Source organism: Streptomyces pseudovenezuelae, assembly GCF_001513955.1.
GTDB classification, from domain to species: domain Bacteria; phylum Actinomycetota; class Actinomycetes; order Streptomycetales; family Streptomycetaceae; genus Streptomyces; species Streptomyces pseudovenezuelae.
Window position 1 is genome coordinate 787,734 of sequence record NZ_KQ948144.1, and the last position, 18,179, is coordinate 805,912.

Genomic DNA, 18,179 nt, shown 5'->3' on the forward strand with positions numbered 1-18,179 from the left:
GACCGGTCCTGCCAGTGACCAACAGCGGTGGACCCGTGGCCTGCCGGTACTCCAGACGTGCGACCCCGGCGTTGCGCTCGGTGGCGCGACCCACCGGCAAGCCCCGGACGGGGTGCAGGCGAGGCGGCTCAGTGCGCGGGGCGGGTGCGAGGGCGCGGGAAGAGGGCCGTTCGGCAGTGGGGGAATTGACGCCCGTCCGTGCAGCCGCGCGGACTCTACTGCCTGAGATCGATCATGCGGACCGGCTGCCCCGTCGTGCGAGCAATGGTTTCGAAGTCGCGGTCGAAGTGGAGCAGGGTGAGGCCTGCTTCTTCCGCGGCGGCGGCCACCAGGAGATCGACGGGGCCCGCACCGCGGTGTTCCCCTTTGGTGGTCAGTTGTTCCTGGACGATGCGGGAGCGGCGGTAGATGCCGTCAGGCATGGGGCACCACGCGTAGTGGGCGTCGAGTGCATCCTTCAGCCGCGCGCGGTCCGCGGTTGAGCGGGCGGAGTGGAGGACCTCGAGTTCCGTGATGTCGCAGATCGCGACGAGGCCGGCGCCGATCCTGTCGTCCCACTCGGTTGTGGTCTGACGGAGCAGGACGCGGGCGAGGGCGGAGGTGTCGATGAGGTAGTCGGCGACGGTCACGGCCGGTACTGGTTCTTGTTCAGGAGAATGTCGATGTCCAGGGCTCCGTCGGTCACCAGTTGCCGGGCGTCTTCGAGCGCGCGCAGGCGCCGGTAGCGGGCGGTGACCTCTCGCAGGGCGGTGTTGATGGTGTCGCGCTTGGTGGTGGTGCCGAGTTCCTTGGCGGCTTCTTCCAGTGCCTCGTCGTCGAGGTCGATCACGGTGCGGCTCAAGACGGCCTCCTCATGCACACTGCGGAATATATCAATATACATGATCGATTGTATATCGACGGGCGTCCCTGGGTGGTCTGACTTGGCCCACGCGTCGACGACGGGCGCGAGTTCGGCCCGGCTGTCGAAGACGTGGCCGTTCATGCCGACCGCTTGCGCCGCGCGGACGTTCTCCTCGCGGTCGTCGAGGCGGGGTTTCCACCCCGGCCCCGGTGACCCGGGGGAGGAGAGCTTGTGCGGCACGGTTGTCAGGGACCGTGCCGCACAAGCGGTCAGTGGCGGCAGGTCGCGGTCTCGGTCCGGCGGGTGTGGTCGGACGCCGGACCGGACCGGTGTGTGCGGTCGGGGCCGGTGCGCAGGACGTCGGCGCCCACGGCGGTGGTCGCGCACAGCAGGGTCGGCAGGACGAAGGCGTGGTTGAGCGTGACGAGGTGGGACAGCCGGCCGATCACTGCGGGGCCGGCGGGCATGCCGATGTAGCCGAGTCCGGCGACGCGGGAGACATTGGCTCCGGCGGCGGAGGGGTCGGCGTGCCCGGCCGCGCTGAACAGCTGCGGGACGCGGCCGGACAGGCCCAGGCCTCACAGAGCCCAGCCGGTGAACGCGGCCCACATCCACGGGCCGAGGGCCACCGGGTGACCGCGAACGTCCTGCGGGTCAAGAACACCTGGCGCTTCACCCTCAGTCACGCCACGCCCCATAGCAGCGCCGCAGCCGCCATCTGGGAAGAGATCGACACCTACACCGTCGAACTCCTCGCGCGAGCGCAGAAGGAGAGACTCCTCGCCCCGGACGCGGACCTGGACTGGACGCGGCAGGTGTATTACGCCCTCCTCGGCGAAGCCCTCGACAGGCCGGGCGCCGACCAGGATCCAGCCGCGCAGGACCCGGACGCGCTGGTCGCACTCGTCATCGACACACTCCTGCACGGCGCGGGACCACGCGGCTGAGCCGCACCTGCCCGACACGGCGACGGATCCACCGACCGACCCCGCTGGGGGCCGGCTGCCTCGGACCTGGTGCTGCTGCACATGGCCAACGCCGGTGTCGTCCCCGACGCCCTCTCATCGTCTCGTTCGTGTCGTCGTGTCAGGCGTCCCGCGTGGGGGAACTCCCGTGCGCGCGCACGCGCTCGGCCAGGGGGAGGGGCGTCTCGTCCAGGCCGTCGACCGACGCGCCGGCCATGCGCGCGCACGTGCCGCGGCAGGCGAGCAGCTGCTTGTCGTCGCGGTGGGTGACCACCACCGCCTCCGCGTCGGGCGCGTTGCGGTAGTCGGTGCCGCAGATGAGGCAGGCGAGTCCCGCGAGCACCTCCGGGGTCGGTTCGCGGCGGCCGCGGCGGTGGCCGGAGATCGAGTCCTGTGAATACATGCGTCCGGATCCTTTTGGTCGGTTCGGGCGTATGCCAGATGCCGGAACGCCCGGAGGACGCTCCGATGGCCGGGAGATCCGCTGCGCTGGGCGCGACCGGATACGGGAGGGGGTGCGCTCGGTGCCGCAACCGTACTCCCCTCCCGACCTCGCGGGGACCGGACCGGGACTCCCAGCGGCCGCAGGGAGCGCCGTCGAGCCCGTGCAGGACCCGGAGGGAACGTTCCTCGCGCGCCGGTCGTTCCAGTGGGTGGTTGTAGTTGGAGTTTGCGAACGTGGAAGCGCCCGCGGAGTTCTGCCGGCGGGCGTTCCGTCGTTTCCAGGGTTTTCTTCGACGGCTGGCGACCAACAGCCCGGGACCGCGCGATCACGCGCACCCGACCTACTCGCCATCTCGAAGGAGACGTCCCATGGCCCTGAGCGCCGACATCATCGACCGGGGCCCCGACCCGGTCGCCCCGTCCGCCGGGCCGACCGCCCCGGCTCCGGACACCCGGGGCAGCGACTACGCGGCGCTCTGCCGTGAGGTGAAGCGGAGCGGGCTGCTGAAGCGCCGGCCCGGCTACTACTCCGTCAAGGTCGGTGCGAACCTCCTCCTGCTGGCCGCCGGCTGGACCGCGTTCGCCCTGATCGGCCCGTCCTGGTGGCAGCTGCTGACAGCCGCCTTCCTCGCCGTGATGTTCACCCAGACGGGCTTCATCGGGCACGACGCGGGACACCAGCAGATCGCCGGTTCCAAGCGCGTCAACAACCTGCTCGGCCGCGTCCACGCCGACCTGCTGATCGGCCTCAGCTACGGCTGGTGGATCACCAAGCACAACCGCCACCACTCCCACCCGAACCACGTCGACCGCGACCCCGACATCGCCGACGGCGCGATCGCCTTCACCGAGGACCAGGCCCGTGTCCGCAGCGGGGCGTACGCCTGGCTGGGCCGTCACCAGGCCTGGCTGTTCTTCCCGATGCTGCTGCTGGAAGGACTCGCCCTGCACGTCGCCGGCGTACAGGCCCTGCTCGACCGCACCGGCACGGCGACCTCGCGGACGACCAAGGTGGCCGAGGCCGGCCTGCTGACAGCGCATCTCGTCGGCTATCTCGCGGCACTGTTCCTGGTCCTGACCCCCGTGCAGGCCGTGGTCTTCCTCCTCGTGCACCAAGGGCTGTTCGGCCTGTACATGGGGTGCTCGTTCGCCCCGAACCACAAGGGCATGGCCCTGTTCGGCAAGGACGACAAGGTCGACTTCCTGCGTCGGCAGGTACTGACGTCACGCAACATCCGTGGTCACCGGCTCACCGACCTCGCGCTCGGCGGCCTCAACTACCAGATCGAGCACCACCTGTTCCCCTCCATGCCGCGGCCCAGCCTGCGCCACGCCCAGGAACTCGTGCGCACCTACTGCGCCCGGCACTCCATCGCGTACCACGAGACGGGTCTCCTCGACTCCTACGCCCAGGTGCTGCGGCACCTCCACGCGGTCGGCGGCCCGCTGCGACTGCGCCCCGAGCTGGAGTACTGACCGAGCCCGAGCGGACCCCGCCTCATCTCCGCCTCGTAGTCACTCGTCACCGGTCGCGAGAAAGTCCGGCCGGCAGGGCAGTCGAACCCCCTTCCCCGCCCGTCTATACGGGGGAACGAGGGAGGGCGCATTGAACGCCGACGAGGAACGCCAGTTCCGCGAGTTCGTGGCGGCGCGGTCGAGATCGCTGCTGCATACGGCCTACCTGCTGACCGGGGACTGGGAGCAGGGCCGGGACCTGCTCCAGACCGCGCTGGCCGCCACCGCCCGGCGCTGGTCGAAGCTGCGGGACCGGGAGCAGCCCGAGATCTATGTGCGCCGGGCGCTCTACCACGCCCAGGTGGACCGTTTCCGGCTGCTCAGCTGGGGACGGGAGACGGTCACCGACACCCTGCCGGACCAGCCGTCCGCGCAGGCCGCCGACTGGGCCGACACCGTGGTGCAGCGGCAGGACATCATGGCCGCGCTGCGGAGGCTGCCCAAGCGCCAGCGTGCGGTGATCGTGCTGCGCTACTTCGAGGACCGGCCGGACGCCGAGATCGCCGCGATTCTGGGCGTCGCCCAGGGGACCGTCCGCAGCCAGACCCACAAGGCGCTCACCTCGTTGCGCAGCACCCTGTCCACTGCCTCCGGAAGGGGCGTCGTCGCATGAACGACTCGACCGAACACCCGCTGCGCGAGGCCCTGCACGCCGAGGTCCGGGGGAGCGGAGCCGACGCCGCCGGTGTCCGGCTGGCCGGACTCGCCGACGGCGCGTTGCGGATCGCCCGGCGGCGGCAGCGGCTCGTCCGCGCCGGGGCCGGCATCGCCGTCGCCGCCGCGGTCGCCGCCGCCTGGGTGGCCGTCCCGGACGGGACCAGCCCGCGCGCGCACGTGGTGCAGCCCGCGGCGGGGGACAGCACCGGGAAGGCGGCCCTGATGTCCCTCCTGCCGGTCACCTCGTCCACGCAGCACGCCTGTGCCCCCGGCAGCAGCGGGTACAGCGTGCGGGCGAGCGCGACCCACCCGGGGTTCTGCGTCCAGGCCGACCGGACCAGGGGCATGGTCGACGTCCGGGTCGCCTCCGCCAAGGCCGCCAGGAGCACCCTCGACGGCACCTGGCAGGTCGAGGTGACCTTCAACTCCGCCGACCGGGCCCGTTTCGCCGCCCTCACCGGTTCCCTCGCGTCGGCTCCGCCCCCGCGCAACGAATTCGCCATCGTCGTCGACGGCAAACTGTGGAGCACCCCCTACGTGGCCTCCTCGATCACCGGCGGCCGTATCGAGATCGTCGGTTCCTACGTCGGGGACCTCACCAGCGCCACCGCCCACGACCTCGCCCGCCGCCTGGACCCCGGCAGGTGACCGGACCGAGGCACGGCTGCCGTCCGAGGGCCGCGGGACGTTCGATCCGCCGCCGAGGCAGAGACGAAGGGACGAGCTACGTCTCGGGGAGCTCCGCGCGCAAGGTGTCGCGCAGCCGGCGCAGGTCGTCCGCGGGGCGGCCCAGGCCGTTCAGGCGCAGCCGGGCCGCCTCGGTGCGGTCGCCGGGGCGGACGGTGAAGGCCAGGTTCATCGAGGCGCGCAGCATCCACAGGTCGTAGGCGAGCAGCCGGGCCGCGCGGGCCTGCGCCGCCAACAGTTCCGGGTCGGTGGTGCCCAGGTCCTGGAGCCGGGCGCGCAGCCGGTGCAGGGCGATGCTCTGCTGCCCGCAGTCCCGGGCCGTCCCGCGGGACACCGGGCCGGGCTCGCCGCACGCGGCGACCGCCTCGTCGGCCGGCCGCTGCGCGGCCACCGCCTCGTCCAGCACGGCGACGAGCGCCCTCAACTGGTCCGGCCGGGACGGGCCGACGGGGGCCGGGCGGCGGCGTACCAGGGAGCGCAGCAGTGGCCGTAGGGCCGCGAGCCACCGGGCGGCTCGGGGCGCGGGCGCGTCCGGAGCTGTGCCTGTGCGCATGGCCCCTCCTGGCGTCCGTGGGTCCGTGGCGACCGGGCCCCGGGCAGGCCCTCGCGGGTGCGGAGGACCGGCGTCCGGCCGCCGCGTTTCTCCAGTGTGCGCCTCGTGCGCGGGCGTGTGTTCCTTCGTGTCCTGTCCGACAAGGCTTGATCGGGCCTTCTCGGGGGTAGTTCTCCTCCCCCGGGCGTAGCGGGAGGCGGTGCGGTCGTCCCGGGGAGGCAGGGCAGGTGCCTCCGTGGGCACGATGTGCGGGCGGGTCTCAAGGGCGAGGCTGGTTCGTGTCGGGGAACAGGAATCCAGGCCCTGGGAGGGCGCCATGAACCGTCAGATCCGTGTTCGCGTCAGCCGCCGGCCCTCGTCCTCCCGTGACACCCGGCAGCCCGAGATCGACCGCAGGACACCGTCGGGACGACTGCTGCCGTACTGACGGGACAACGGCACAACGGCCCACGGCCGCGGCTCAGTTCAGACAGCGGTCGATCGCGGTCCGCAGCGCCCGGCGGAGTTCGGGCGACGGATGCGGACCACCGCCCTCGGCACCGGCCGTGACCACCTCGGCGACCTTGCGCAGCTTGGTGTTGGAGAGCTGGGAGGCCTCCCGCAGGACGTCCCACGCCTGGTCCGGCGAGCAGGCGTGGGTGGCCATCAGGACCCCGCGCGCCTGGTCGATGACCGGGCGGGTGGCGATCGCCTGCCGGAGCTGCTCGACCTCCGTGCGCAGCCGGTCCAGTTGCCGGGTGCGCTCCAGAATCACCGTGGTGGGCACGGGCTCCCGGCGCGTTCCGGGGCCGTGCAGCGGATCGTCGGGGTCGAGACCGGCCATCTCCAGGACCTGGCGCGGCTGTTCGGCCCAGCCGGTCGCCGTCACCCGTACGCGACGGCCGCGGCCGTAGGTGTCGAGGACTTCCAGGAAGTGCAGTCCCGTCGTGTCCATGAAACAGACGCCGGTCATGTCCAGCTCGACCCGGTCGATGTCCTCCGGCAGCCGGGCCAGGGCCCTGGTCAGGGTGTCCGCACAGCCGTGCATCAGATCGCCGCGGGGGACGAGCACGGCCCTGCCCCCGGCCACGCTGCTGTCGATGGCCAAGGTCTTCAGCCGCTCCGCGCGCGATGTGTGTGTCGCTGACCTCATGTCCGCCTCGCTGCTCCCCACAGTCGTCACGACGTTGAGTCACCGATCGCCGCCGGATTCCCGCTCTGCCCAGGGGTGTGGCCGTGCGGGAACCCGCGGCGCTGGGAATCGCCTGCCCGGCCCGTCGGGGGAGTACACCCGGTCCGGCGGGGCGTGACGGGCGTACTCAGGGGGTAAAAGCGGTCTCATCCAGGTCTTGACAGGAGACGTTTCGGGCGGAGAGACGTATCGGAGCAGTGGAGGGGAGAGAGGCGGGTCGGCAGTGGGGAGTGGGTATGACGGTCCGGTACCGGGCGCCACGGCGCCGCTTTCCGGCGTACGGGTACGTGGCGACGCCGCGGTGAACGCGCCGACCGAGGCGGCGGATCCGTTCGCGCATCCCGCGCTCTTCTACCGCGACGAGCGCGAGTACCTGGCCGCAGTGGTGCCGTTCGTGCACAAGGCGCTCGCCGCCGGGGAACCGGTCGCCGTGGCCGTGCCCACCGAGAACCTGCGGCTGCTGAAGGCGGAGATCGGCGCCGAGCAGGCCGTACGGTTCCTCGACATGCGGGAGGCCGGGCGCAACCCCGGCCGGATCATCCCCGGGGTGCTGCGCGCCTTCGCCGACGCCCAGCCGCCCGGCACCCGGGTGCGGATCGTCGGGGAACCGATCTGGGCCGGCCGCTCGGCCGTCGAGTACCCCGCGTGCGTCCAGCACGAGGCGCTGATCAACGCCGCCTTCCAGGGCCGCGAGGTCACCATCCTGTGCCCCTACGACACCCGCCGCCTCGACCCGCAGGTCGTCGCCGACGCCCACGCCACCCACCCCGTCGTCGTCGACGCCGGCTCCGGGCGGGAGGAGGAGAGCGGACGGTACGACTTCGAGGCCGTGCACGCCCGCTACAACGCCCCGCTGCCCCCGGCCCCGGACGTGGCCGCCCACGCCTTCGTCGCCGATGTGCTCGGCGAGATCCGGCACTTCGCGTCCGACGCGGCCGAGCGGTTCGGGCTCGTGCGGCCCCGGCTCGACGACCTGGCGCTGGCCGTCGCCGAGCTGACCACCAACAGCGTGGTGCACGGCGGCGGTTCGGGCCTGCTCAGGGTGTGGGCCGAAGACGGGCATGTGGTGTGCGAGGTCCGCGACCAGGGACACCTCACCGATCTGCTGGCCGGCCGCCGGCCACCCTCGCGGGACCAGTTCGGCGGCCGCGGCCTGCTCGTCGTCAACCTCGTCGCCGACCTCGTGCGCGTGCACACCGGGCCGGACGGCACGACCGTCCGCTGCTGGTTCGCCCTCTGACCACCGAGGCCCGCATGTCACGGCCACCGGTCACGGCGGGACCTGTGCGGGATGGCCGAACTGCGCCGGTCGCAGCGGCCCCGGCCCCCGCTTGACCTGCGTGTTCGTTTCGCCGTACGCCCGTGTGGGCAGGGTTCGGGCAGCGTTGGCCCGGTCAAGGCCTCGGGTGGGGGGAGCGCGGCGGTGCCCGATCATGTGCGCACGGCGGACGGACGACGATTACGGGTGGAGGTCTCGGGGGACCCGCACGGACGTCCCGTGTTCCTCCTGCACGGCATGCCGGGCAGCCGGGTGGGGCCCAAACCCCGTTCGATGTTCCTCCACCAGCGCGGCGCGCGTCTCATCAGCTACGACCGTCCGGGGTACGGCGGTTCGGACCGTATGCCGCGCCGCCGGGTGGCCGACGTGGCCCAGGACGTCGCCGATGTCGCCGACGCCCTGGAACTGGACCGGTTCGCGGTGGCCGGCCGGTCCGCGGGCGCCCCGCACGCCCTCGCCTGCGCCGCGCTGCTGCCCGGCCGGGTCACCAGGGCGGCCGCGATGGTCGGTTGGGCCCCGCGCGACGCCGAGGGCCTGGACTGGTACGCCGGGATGGCGCCGTCCAACGTCGCCGCCCTGAGCACGGCCGCCACCGACCCCGAGCGGTTCGCCGCCGGGATCATCCCGCGCTCCGCCGCCATCCGCAGCGATCCAGCGCGTCTGCTGGAGGAACTGCGCGAGGACCTCACCGCCGACGACCGGCTGATCGTCTCGGACAACACCATCCGCTCGATGCTGCTGCGCAACTACCGTGAGGCGCTGCGGACTTCACCGTACGGCTGGATCGACGACGCCATCGCCCTCACCGCGTCCTGGGGCTTCGACCCGGCGCGGATCAAGGTGCCGGTGCTGCTGTGGCACGGCAAGGACGACGCCTTCTCGCCGGCCTCGCACGCCTCCTGGCTCGCCGACCGCATCCCGCGTGCCACGGCCGTCCTGGAACCCACCTCGGCCCATTTCGCCGCACTGCGGGCGCTGCCGGCGGTACTGGACTGGCTGCTTGCCGACGTGATGGCGCATTGACGGTGGGGGCGGCCGGGTGGGGCGTCTGGGTGTGCGGGGACGCTGAGGGGTGGGTGCGGGTGGTGTGCCTTGCCGGTTGTCTGCCCGTGCGGGGCGCGTCGGCTTGTTGAGACGCAGGGCGTCTGTTCGTGACGGTGCGTCGGCGGGTGGGTGGGCGGATGTGCGGGTGTATGCGCGATGCCCGGTTCTCTGGGCCCGCGGGCGTGCTGACAGGGCGGCTGCGTGGACGCGAGGGTGTATCGCCGTGCGGAGCGTCTGACAGTGTGAGGGTGCTGACGGGCGGGGGCTTCGGTGGGCGGATGTGCGGGTGTATTCGCGTTGCCGGGTGTCTGAGCCTGCGGCCGTGCTGACAGGGCGGGTGCGTGGACGCGAGGGTGTATCGCCGTGCGGGTGTATTGCCTGCCGGGTGTCTGGCTGTGCGGGCCCGCGGACGTGAGGGTGCCGTGTGAGGCGTTTGGGTGCGGCACGCTCGCGCGGGGGCCGTGCCACGCGGGCGTGCCGCACCCTCCCGGGTCACACCGACAGCGGCTCCAGGTCCCGGTAGATCCGTCGTTCGCGGCTCGCCAGCAGGGTGATGCCGTTGTCCTCCCCGAGCAGCAGGCGCAGCTCCGCCATCGCCTCGTCCCGCAGGGCGCGGGCCTCGCCGTCGCGGCCCAGGGCCCGCAGGGTGAGCCCCAGGTTGGTGACCACCGCGAGCGTCTCGGGGTGGTGGCCGCCGAGCGCCTCGCGCAGCACCGGCAGCGCCGCCTCGTCGCGTTCCCGCGCCTCCTCGTAACGGCCCTGGTCGTAGAGGACGTTGGCGTAGTTCACGCTGCAGAACACGGCGTGCGGATGGTGCGCTCCCAGCACCTCCGCCATCCGGGGGAGCACCTTCAGGAACACCGCCTCCGCCTCGTCCAGGTCCCCGCAGCCCCAGTGGAAGATCCCCAGGTTGTTCAGGGCCGCCTGGGTGTACGGGTGGGCCTCGCCCGGCACCTTCATGTACTCGGCGAGCACCTCCCTGGCCACCTCGCGCCCCCGGTCCCGTTCGTCCGCCGCGAACAGGTCCGCCGCCAGGTTCAGGTCGCAGGCCAGCGAGTCGGGTGTCGGGGCCGTGTACTGGTCCTTGTACTGCTTGCGGGTCGCCTCGGTGAGCCGGCGGGCGTCCTCCAGCTGGCCGTTGCGGCGCAGCGACACCGCAAGCGACTTGGCGCAGCGCAGGGTGCCGGGGAACTCTCTGGTGAGGATCCGTTTGTGGGCCGCGTACGTCCGGGACAGGATCGACACCGACTCCGCGTACCGCCCTACCTCCCTGAGGTCACGGCCGAGGCACTCGGCCGAGGCCAGCGTGTACGGGTGGTCGGGACCGAGGATGGCCATGCGCCGGTCGAGCGTGTCCTGGTCGATGCCGCGTGCCTCGCCGTAGTTGCCCACCATCCGCAGGGCGAGGGCGAGGTTGTTGGCCGCGCTGAGGGTGCGCGAGTGCGACTCGTGGAAGATCTCGCTGAAGCCGGTGTGCGCCTCCTTGGCCAGCCCGACGGCCTTGGTGTACTCCCCGAGGGCGGCCAGGTCGCTGGAGAGTCCGGACATGGTGGCGTATGTGTGCGGGTGCTGCTCGCCCAGTTCGCGGCGCTGGCGTTCCAGCAGGTCCTCGCCGATCTCCCGGGCCTCCACGTAACGCCCTTGTGAGCGCAGCACGTTGGCGAGGTGGAAGCGCAGGTAGAGGTAGTAGACGTCGTCCTCGCCGAGCATCGGCTTCCAGTGCTGGAGCAGGTCCTCCGCCAGGCGCCGGGCGGCCAGGAAGTCACCGCGCTTCCACTGGTAGCGGACCCGGTCGATGAGCAGCCGACGGGTGTCGGCCTCACGGCAGTTGCGGGCGTCGGAGGCCGCCAGGTGCGGCCAGATGACGGCGAACCGGGGCCAGGTCGTCGGGTCGTCTATGGGCTCGTCGCCGTCGGGCCGGGCGCCCGCCAGGACGGTGTGCACGACATGCCGGGCCTCCCGCTGCCTGTCCTCCGGCATCTGGGAGCGGATCACCGCCTGCACGAGCCGGTGCACCTGGAGGCTGTTGGTCTTCTGGTCGACCTTGGCGAGCGCGAACCGGCCGATCTCCCGGATGACCCGGCCGAGCAGCAGACTCTCCTGCAGCGAGGGGTCGTACGGCTTGAGGGCCGCGATCATCTCCTTGCTGTAGAGCAGCTGCTGGGAGATCGGCTCGGGCGCGAGGAAGGCGCACAGCTGCAGCAGCCGTACCGCCGCGGGTGATCGTTTCTCCAACTGCTCGATGGAGACGTTCCAGGTCGCCGCGACCGTGCGCGGATAGTCGGGCGGCTGGTTGAGGTCCAGGACCTCGGTGGTCTGACGGGCCAGCTGCCGCAGGTAGTCCTCGATGGGGGTGGCGGTCTCGGCCAGCCAGGCCGCCGCCTGTTCGACCGCGAGCGGCAGGTCGCCGACGGCCTCCGCCACCCGGTCGGCGTCCTCGGCCGACAGCCCGCCCTCGCGACGCCGGGTCAGGTGCTCGATGCTCTCCTGGCGTTCGAAGACGTCGATCTGCTGGGACGCCCCGTGCTGGGACCAGGTCTGGTTGCGGGAGGTGACGAGGATGTGGCCGCCGTCCCCGGTGGGGAAGTAGCGGGTGAGCTCCGCGGGATTGCCGGCGTTGTCGAAGACCAGGATCCAGCGCTTGGTGGGCAGCCCCCGGGACAGCCGCTGCACGGCTTCCTGGCTGGCCTTCGTCATGTCCTCCTCGGTGCCCACCGCGCCTATCAGCGGCGCGAGTTCGGCGAGCGAGGCGACCACGTCGTCGATGTGCTCGGCGGATATCCACCAGACCAGGTCGTAGTCGGCCATGAACCGGTGCACGTACTCGATGGCGAGCTGTGTCTTGCCCACGCCGCCCAGGCCGAACAGCGCCTGGGGCTGCGGCGGCCCGGACAGGTCGCCGAGCTGGGTGCGGATGCGGTCCATGATCGAGGTCCGGCCGGTGAAGGTGGTGTTGCGCTGGGGCGCGTTCCAGATGCCGGGGGTGATGCCGGGGAAGCGGGGCGCCGAGGGGCTGCTCTCCGCCTGCTGCAACGGCAGTTCCAGTGCCCGCTGGAGTGCGGCCACGCACTCCGTCTCGTCGAGCCGGTGCAGGTCGGCGCACGGCTCCGGGAGCGGGACCTCCTCGACGCGCAGCGGCACCACCGAGCCGCGTACGGCGTCCGGGGTCCGCTCGCCGAGGGCGCGCCACACGGAGTCGGCGTACCGGGACTCCTGGAAGGTCTTCGACAGCAGCACCACGGTGTGGGCGGTGGTCTCCGCCGGCTCGACCGGCCCGGTGGATATCTCGTGCAGGGTGACGTCGCAGCCCGCCCGATTGAGGAGGTACTCCACCCAGTCGGCCCACATCCGCTTCTCCGCCGCGTACGCCACCACGACGTCGGCCACGCTGGTCAGCGGCCGGCGCCTGAGGTAGGCGTCCCGGCAGCGCAGCCGGACCGGTTCGGGGATCTGCGGCAGTGAGGTGACCTCGCGGTCGGAGATCACGGCGGTGAGCCGCTCGAAGGCGGACAGCAGCGAGTTGGCGATGCCGCTCTCGTCCCCGACGGTGGCGAGCGTCTCCTCGTAGGCGTAGTAGGGGCGGTAGGGGATCTCGACGTTGCCCCAGTAGGCGCTCAGCTCCTCCTGGCTCAGCGGCCGGCCGTCCGCCCCCTTGGGCAGTCCCTCGAACCGCATCCGGGCCAGCGCGCGGCCGGCGTCGACCTTCTCCTTCTCGCCCTCGTCGATGCGCATCGGCACCGGCAGGACCCGTATCCGCCGCGGCCGGTACCCCTCCTCGACACTGCGGGCGACCACCGCCGCGCCCTCCAGCGCCTGGTCGCTCAGGGTGAAGCAGTCCACCAGGACGTCGGGCATCTCCATGGTGCAGATGTCGGCGCTGTCCGACAGACCGGTGCGGCTGTCGATCAGGACGTAGTCGTACGTCGCCTTCATGCTGGCCCGCAGTGCCCTGAGGAAGGTGCCGCCGCCGAGACGCTCGTAGAAGTTGTCCCACTCGAAGGAGGTGACAGCCGTCGAGTAGGCCCGGTCCTGGCGGCCGGCGGACAGGAAGTCCAGGGAGCCGCCCTCGGGGAAGTGCAGGTCGAAGCGCTCGGGACGGATGGACACCGCGTGCTGCTCGACCTGGGCGTGGGACAGGTGCCAGTCGTCGGGGCGCTGGGTGTTGGTGGTCGCGGCCCAGGCGAAGTCCTGGATGATGTTGATGACGCCCGGCGTCGCGGACAGCGCCTTGGGGTCGAGGAACGGGTGGAAGAAGCGGTGCAGGCCCGGTGCCTCCAGGTCCCAGTCGACGGCGAGGACCCGCTTGCCGTTGGCGGCCAGGATCCAGGCGGTGTTGGCCAGCGCCATGGTGCGCCCCGTGCCGCCTTTGTACGAATAGAAAGTGATGACACGTCCGTCGCGCGGGCCCGTCATGCTTCTCCTCCGTGGTCGGATCCGCCTTCGGGGTACGGCGGCTGGATGGGGCCCAGCAGACGGGGCCTGGGCACGTGCGGACCCGGCGGCGGATGGGCCTCCGCGTGTTTCAGGTACTGCCGGGTGGTGTGCGCCACGACGGCGGGCAGCACGTCGGTGAACGCCTTGAGCGTGGGGACGCCGTTGACCGCGGTACGGCAGTCGGTGCGTCGGCCGCGCTCCAGCAGCAGGGGCAGGGTCCGCTCGAACTCTTTGGTCAGGCGCTGGCCCTCGTCCCCGTGGCACTGCAGGTCGGCCCGGTTCCAGGGGACGACGACGCTCACCCACGGCTCGGCCTGGGAGTCGAACGCCTTGAGCCGGCGCCGCTGTTCCTCGTCCGTCAGCGTCCACCGGTCCACCAGCAGGATGCGCGGGCGGCCGGTCTTGCCGCCCTCCTCGCCGGCGTCGGCCGTGAGGGGCCCTTCGGTGTCCTCGTCGTCGAAGGAGGAGACCGTCGGCCGGTAGTCCAGGGAGCGGATCAGCTCCTCCGCCAGTGCGGGCAGCGGGCGGGTCGACTCGGAGTGGTACGGGTTCCAGTCCAGCGGGTCCTCGCCGTACGGGCGCCGGTCCCGGTCCTCGGGAACACTGTCGAGGGTGGGCGCGGCCACCGTCAGATGGATGTGCCGCGGTTCCTCGCCGCGCGGCCGGAACGCGCTCGGGGTGGTCTCGTAGTCGCGCAGCCGGCCGGGGGGCAGCGGCGACTCCTCGGCCACCTGGACGATGCGCTGGGCGAGGGTGAGGACGGTCTCCTCGTACTCGTCGCGCAGTCTGCTGAGCTTGATGAGCCCGTAGAAGCCGTTGGTCGCGTAACGGTCGCCGAAGGTCGTGCGGTCCAGGTGTATGTGGCGTATGGAGTCCGGCAGTTGGTGGAAGTCGACGCGCGTCCACAGGGCCGGGACAATGGCGGACACCTCGCGTCCGCCGACGGCCCTGGCGTGCAGGATGCGCTCGTTGAACGCGAACAGTTCCCGGCCGCACATCTCGCTGGTGAAGTACCGCGGGGACAGCAGCGGTATGAAGACCCGGCAGCGGGCCAGGTTCTCGCTGAGCTTGCGCGGCCAGCCGACCCCGGATCCCATCTCCCGGTCTATGAAGCCGACTTCGGAGCCGGCGGGCAGGTCGGTGAGCGCCATGATGTGGTTGCACAGGTCCCGGTAGAGCTGGTGCACCCAGTGGTCGGGGTCGCCGCCGCCCGATCCCCACGGCGGGGTGTGGGCGTAGCTGAGGAAGAAATAGGGCTGCCCCTCGGCCGAGGCCTGCCCCCACTCCCCGTCAGGTGTGTCCAACACGCCCCCCTGCGCGTCGGTGACCCCGTAGCCGGAGCCACCTGGAACCGGAAGAACAATGTGCCCGACCGTGAGGCCTTACGGATCGCTTATTTCACGTCATTCCGGAGACGAGATCTGGACAGTTGATCGCGTACGTCGTCGACGGCGGCCCGCATCCCGAACAGTGTGACGGGTCTTCCGGCCCACTCCCGTCGCAGGAGGAGTGCATCCGGAAGCCGTGCGCCGGCCTCCGCGAAGTCACCGTCGTACAGGGTCAGATCCTCGTAGGTGACCCAGTTGCCCCGGTGGCCCACCACGCAGCGGTACAGCCTCGGGGGTGGTGGCGGGGTCATGCGGTACTCGGCGAGGTGGAAGGCGCTGCACACCTCGAATCCCATGCGCAACAGCAGGACCTGGGCGTCCGCGGCGTACAGCCGGGCGAGCGGTGAGCGCTCGCCGAGGTGACAGTGCGGGTCGTGTCCGGCGAGCAGTTCGCCCGCCCGCGGGCCGATCGCGGCCAGCGAGGTCTGCGGGTGGGCACTGCGCACGGCTCCCGGCGTGGTCCGCACACACTCGGCCAGCGCCCCCATCGACGGGCAGGGGGTGGAGTCCGGTGCGAAGGGCGGCATCGACGCGCGGAACTGCTCGGCCTCCTGCGCGCTGAGGTGCGCGACCAGGGCCTGGTGGGCGCGGGAGCTGTCCGAGTTCTCAGGGGTGAAGGCGGGCACGACGAGCGTGCCATGGGGGCCGAGCGTTTCGAGCAGCGCGTCACGGACCCGGGTGGGGGATAGGCCGGTGCCGCTCAGGGAGGCGTGCACCATGAGGGGGCGCTCCGACCGGATGGGCAACTCGGCCAGCAGGCCCACCAGTTGGTGCTCCTGTGCGCCTGGGTCGGCGGCCCTGCGGGTGTCACGCCGGGCGGCGCCCGGAGCTTCCGCCGCGAAGGCCGTGCCCGTCACGGCCGTCCCGCGATCGCATCCCACTCCGCCCGCAGTTCGGCCGCCAGCACCTCGCCGCTCTCGGTGAGGTCGCGGTCGGGCAGTTCGGCCAGAGCGGCCAGGGTGCGGCCGGCCCGGGCCAGCGCCCTCACGCCCTCGGGGGTCCCGCGGCCCCAGTACGCCACGTCGCCGAGCGCGTCGACGACCTCGGTGAGCAGCCGGCCGGCCTGGTTGCCGAGCACATGCAGATCGGTTGTCGCGCGCAGGGCGGCCAGCCGGGCCCGGCGTCCCAGCCGGGGCAACTCGCGTACGAACAGGTCCGGTTCGAAGTCGACGGCCACCCCGAGTCCGCCCAGGCCGTCGGTGGCGAGCCGGACTCCGGCCCCGGCGACGAGCGGGGTGACGGCGTCCACCCGCAGGGCGTTCCGGTCGTCCTCCGCCGCGGGCCCCCGCTCCGCCCGCAGCTCGTACGCGGCACGCAGCCGCTCGCGGAACGCGGCGAGTTCGTCCGGGGTCAGCGGGTCGGTGACGGGAGCGGGGTAGACGGCACGGCGGGGATCCGCGTCGTCGATGAGCAGCGGCTCGGCGGCCGCCACCTTCAGCACCGACAACGGGCGCCAGAAATCGGTGAGTTGATCGCGGACGGCAAGGCGGGTCCCGTCGGCGGTGTGCACGTCGAGTCCCCGCGCGCTCACGACGGCCTCCACCCGTCCCGGCGCCGGCAGGGTCAGGGTGCCCAGGGTCGGCAGGTGCATCTCCCGGTCCCACTGCTCCCAGGCGAGCCGGAGCGGGGCATGCGCGTGCACGGCCGCCGCCACGGCGACGCGGGCGAAGCGGGCCGCGGTGATGCGGGCAGCCTCGGCGCTCCGCAGAGCGGCGCGCAGGTAGGGGTGGGACAGCACCCGGTTGAGATGCTCCGCGGTGCTCCGGTCCGCGTCCAGCCGGAGGAGGGCGGGCCAGGTCTCGTCCCAGTCGGGGTGCCCGGCCAGCCGCTGGTTGGCGTAGGCGAGGAGGGTCCGATCCAGCTCCTGCCGGGCGAACCGCAGGGCCTCGGGGTCGAGGACGGCGGGCGAGAGGGAGCGGTCGGTGATCCGCTCGGCGATCCCGTCGACGAGGGCACGCAGGTCCTCGCAGAACACCGAGGGGTTATCGAACTCCCGTTCGCTGCTGTACCGGTGGGCGTAGAGACCGCCGCCGCAGGACTGGACGACCGGGCATTCCTGGCAGGTTCTGGAAAGCCCCAGCAGGCCCCGTTGCCGGGCCTGCACTCCGGGATGCCGGGCCACTTGCTCGAAGGTGTGTTCATCGACGTGGTAGCCCGTGGCGGGCGCCCCGTCGTAGGCCGTCTTGAGCGAGTCCACCTGCTCGAAGGAACCGTCCGTCTCCACGACGGCCAGGTCGGAGGGCGCCAGTCCCATGGCCTCGGTCAGGCTGGGTCCGCCCCGCAGGGTGCTGAGCACCGAGTCGAAGGTCCGCACCCGCACGGTGCGGCCCTGCTCCGTCCAGCGGTCGAACACGGCCAGCAACCACTCGGCGTACGCGGTCGCCGAACCGGAGGAACCTCGCGGCGGCGGGGTGTCCCAGGTGGAGTGGGGCAGCAGGTAGTCGATCCGGGGCGGCGAGAGCGCGGTCAGCGCGTCGTGCACGGCGATGGGGTCGTTCGCCACGTCCACCGTGCAGAGCAGCCCGCCGAAGAGGTGGCGGTACTCCTCGGTGCGCAGCAGGTCGATCGCGCGCAGCACCCGGTGGTAGCTGCTCCGGTATCTGCGGTCGAGCCGGTGCCGGTCATTTGCGGCTTGATCGCCGTCCAGTGAGACGCTCACGGCGACGTCGTACTCCCGGAAGACGTCCAGGTGGCGGCGGCTCAGCTGTACAGCGTTGGTGTGGATCTTGAGCTTGAGCCTGCTGACGCCGGCGAAGGCCTGGCTGAACTCGTCGCAGATGGCGCGCAGTCGGGCGGGGCCGGCCAGCAGGGGCTCACCGCCGTGCAGGATCACGGTGACGTCGGCCAGGTCGTGCTCGCGTGCGTACGTGGCGAACCGCGCCGCGGTCCGACTGACCGTGTCCTGCCCGATCACGACCGGGCGGGTCTTCCAGCTCTTGTCCGCGTGCTCGTACACATAGCAGTGGTCGCACGCCAGATCACATCGACTGTGAATCTTCAGGACGAGTTGCTGGAGTGGGTGTTCCCCCAGAGAGACGGTCACTTAGCACACGCTAGCGCGCGCCGTCACTACCGCACGCCCCGAATCGGCCAATTGGGTTACCGCACAGGTGTGTTGTGGCATCAGATCGAACGCCCAGCGGATCGACCGCGCGCCCCATCGTGGACGGTGTGCGCGGTCGCGGCCGGACTGTCCGC

At 71.8% G+C, this 18,179-nt stretch carries 15 protein-coding genes and 1 pseudogene; 6 read left to right on the forward strand and 10 right to left on the reverse strand.

Translation table 11 applies throughout. The annotated features are described in order from the left end of the window. Positions 1-215 precede the first annotated feature (215 nt). From AQI94_RS03365 to AQI94_RS42470, 3 genes and pseudogenes are all read right to left on the reverse strand, one after another. Positions 216-629 (reverse strand): PIN domain nuclease, encoded by a 414-nt coding sequence (locus tag AQI94_RS03365; RefSeq protein WP_031047772.1) that lies wholly within the window; start codon positions 627-629, stop codon positions 216-218. Next, complete coding sequence (locus AQI94_RS03370; protein WP_031047790.1) at positions 626-841, reverse strand: type II toxin-antitoxin system VapB family antitoxin; 216 nt, start codon at positions 839-841, stop codon at positions 626-628. Before AQI94_RS03370 ends, AQI94_RS03365 begins: the two co-directional genes overlap by 4 nt. Before the next feature lie 272 nt (positions 842-1,113). Then, a pseudogene (locus tag AQI94_RS42470) lies at positions 1,114-1,473 on the reverse strand (MFS transporter); the annotation flags it as partial. 3 nt (positions 1,474-1,476) lie between these two features. Here AQI94_RS42470 and AQI94_RS03380 point away from each other — a divergent pair. Continuing rightward, the gene (locus tag AQI94_RS03380; protein WP_051832348.1) at positions 1,477-1,791 is read left to right on the forward strand and encodes a hypothetical protein; all 315 of its coding nucleotides are present in this window, start codon (positions 1,477-1,479) and stop codon (positions 1,789-1,791) included. Positions 1,792-1,930: 139 nt separating this feature from the next. Here AQI94_RS03380 and AQI94_RS03385 read toward each other — a convergent pair whose 3' ends face one another. Further along, entirely contained in the window at positions 1,931-2,212 is a 282-nt protein-coding gene (locus AQI94_RS03385) for a hypothetical protein (RefSeq protein WP_031047798.1), read from the reverse strand. A 410-nt stretch (positions 2,213-2,622) separates the two neighbouring features. On the opposite strand from AQI94_RS03385, the gene AQI94_RS03390 reads away from it, so the two are divergent. The 3 genes from AQI94_RS03390 to AQI94_RS03400 all read left to right on the forward strand — a co-directional run bounded on the left by AQI94_RS03390 (position 2,623) and on the right by AQI94_RS03400 (position 5,073). Then, on the forward strand, positions 2,623-3,729 hold the full coding sequence (locus tag AQI94_RS03390) for a fatty acid desaturase family protein (protein ID WP_051832352.1): 1,107 nt from the start codon (positions 2,623-2,625) through the stop codon (positions 3,727-3,729). A 130-nt stretch (positions 3,730-3,859) separates the two neighbouring features. Next, positions 3,860-4,381 (forward strand): SigE family RNA polymerase sigma factor, encoded by a 522-nt coding sequence (locus tag AQI94_RS03395; RefSeq protein WP_031047805.1) that lies wholly within the window; start codon positions 3,860-3,862, stop codon positions 4,379-4,381. After that, positions 4,378-5,073 carry a SecDF P1 head subdomain-containing protein gene (locus AQI94_RS03400; protein ID WP_062229574.1) on the forward strand — a complete coding sequence of 232 codons (696 nt, stop codon included), beginning with the start codon at positions 4,378-4,380 and terminating at the stop codon, positions 5,071-5,073. Before AQI94_RS03395 ends, AQI94_RS03400 begins: the two co-directional genes overlap by 4 nt. Positions 5,074-5,149: 76 nt before the next feature. Here AQI94_RS03400 and AQI94_RS03405 read toward each other — a convergent pair whose 3' ends face one another. Next, positions 5,150-5,665 (reverse strand): hypothetical protein, encoded by a 516-nt coding sequence (locus tag AQI94_RS03405; protein WP_079062529.1) that lies wholly within the window; start codon positions 5,663-5,665, stop codon positions 5,150-5,152. Between the two features lie 460 nt (positions 5,666-6,125). Then, positions 6,126-6,797: an ANTAR domain-containing protein gene (locus AQI94_RS03410; RefSeq protein WP_031045666.1), complete on the reverse strand. Its 672-nt coding sequence runs from the start codon at positions 6,795-6,797 to the stop codon at positions 6,126-6,128. A 340-nt stretch (positions 6,798-7,137) separates the two neighbouring features. Between AQI94_RS03410 and AQI94_RS03415 the strand changes: the two genes are divergently transcribed. Beyond that, positions 7,138-8,076, forward strand: a complete 939-nt coding sequence (locus AQI94_RS03415; protein ID WP_031045669.1) for an anti-sigma factor RsbA family regulatory protein — start codon at positions 7,138-7,140, stop codon at positions 8,074-8,076. A gap of 183 nt (positions 8,077-8,259) precedes the next feature. Then, the gene (locus tag AQI94_RS03420) at positions 8,260-9,138 is read left to right on the forward strand and encodes an alpha/beta fold hydrolase (protein ID WP_031045673.1); all 879 of its coding nucleotides are present in this window, start codon (positions 8,260-8,262) and stop codon (positions 9,136-9,138) included. Positions 9,139-9,651: 513 nt separating this feature from the next. Here the strand turns inward: AQI94_RS03420 and fxsT are convergent. From fxsT to fxsBH, 4 genes are all read right to left on the reverse strand, one after another. Next, complete coding sequence (gene fxsT, locus AQI94_RS03425; protein WP_031045676.1) at positions 9,652-13,572, reverse strand: FxSxx-COOH system tetratricopeptide repeat protein; 3,921 nt, start codon at positions 13,570-13,572, stop codon at positions 9,652-9,654. Then, positions 13,569-14,900 carry a TIR-like protein FxsC gene (locus AQI94_RS03430; RefSeq protein ID WP_225890144.1) on the reverse strand — a complete coding sequence of 444 codons (1,332 nt, stop codon included), beginning with the start codon at positions 14,898-14,900 and terminating at the stop codon, positions 13,569-13,571. Before AQI94_RS03430 ends, fxsT begins: the two co-directional genes overlap by 4 nt. A gap of 86 nt (positions 14,901-14,986) precedes the next feature. Then, a complete protein-coding gene (locus AQI94_RS03435) occupies positions 14,987-15,700 on the reverse strand; it encodes an AAC(3) family N-acetyltransferase (protein WP_078902741.1) in 714 nt (237 codons plus the stop codon). A gap of 134 nt (positions 15,701-15,834) precedes the next feature. Continuing rightward, on the reverse strand, positions 15,835-18,024 hold the full coding sequence (gene fxsBH / locus AQI94_RS03440) for a radical SAM/SPASM protein FxsBH, inactivated beta-hydroxylase extension form (protein ID WP_225890145.1): 2,190 nt from the start codon (positions 18,022-18,024) through the stop codon (positions 15,835-15,837). Between the last annotated feature and the right edge of the window lie 155 nt (positions 18,025-18,179).

Excerpts from the sequence above, each read along its gene's own strand:
- AQI94_RS03400 (WP_062229574.1), top strand. The coding sequence starts at position 4,378 with ATGAACGACTCGACCGAACACCCGCTGCGCGAGGCCCTGCACGCCGAG.
- AQI94_RS03405 (WP_079062529.1), bottom strand. The coding sequence starts at position 5,665 with ATGCGCACAGGCACAGCTCCGGACGCGCCCGCGCCCCGAGCCGCCCGG.
- AQI94_RS03385 (WP_031047798.1), bottom strand. The coding sequence starts at position 2,212 with ATGTATTCACAGGACTCGATCTCCGGCCACCGCCGCGGCCGCCGCGAA.
- AQI94_RS03435 (WP_078902741.1), bottom strand. The coding sequence starts at position 15,700 with ATGGTGCACGCCTCCCTGAGCGGCACCGGCCTATCCCCCACCCGGGTC.
- AQI94_RS03410 (WP_031045666.1), bottom strand. The coding sequence starts at position 6,797 with ATGAGGTCAGCGACACACACATCGCGCGCGGAGCGGCTGAAGACCTTG.
- fxsT (WP_031045676.1), bottom strand. The coding sequence starts at position 13,572 with ATGACGGGCCCGCGCGACGGACGTGTCATCACTTTCTATTCGTACAAA.
- AQI94_RS03390 (WP_051832352.1), top strand. The coding sequence starts at position 2,623 with ATGGCCCTGAGCGCCGACATCATCGACCGGGGCCCCGACCCGGTCGCC.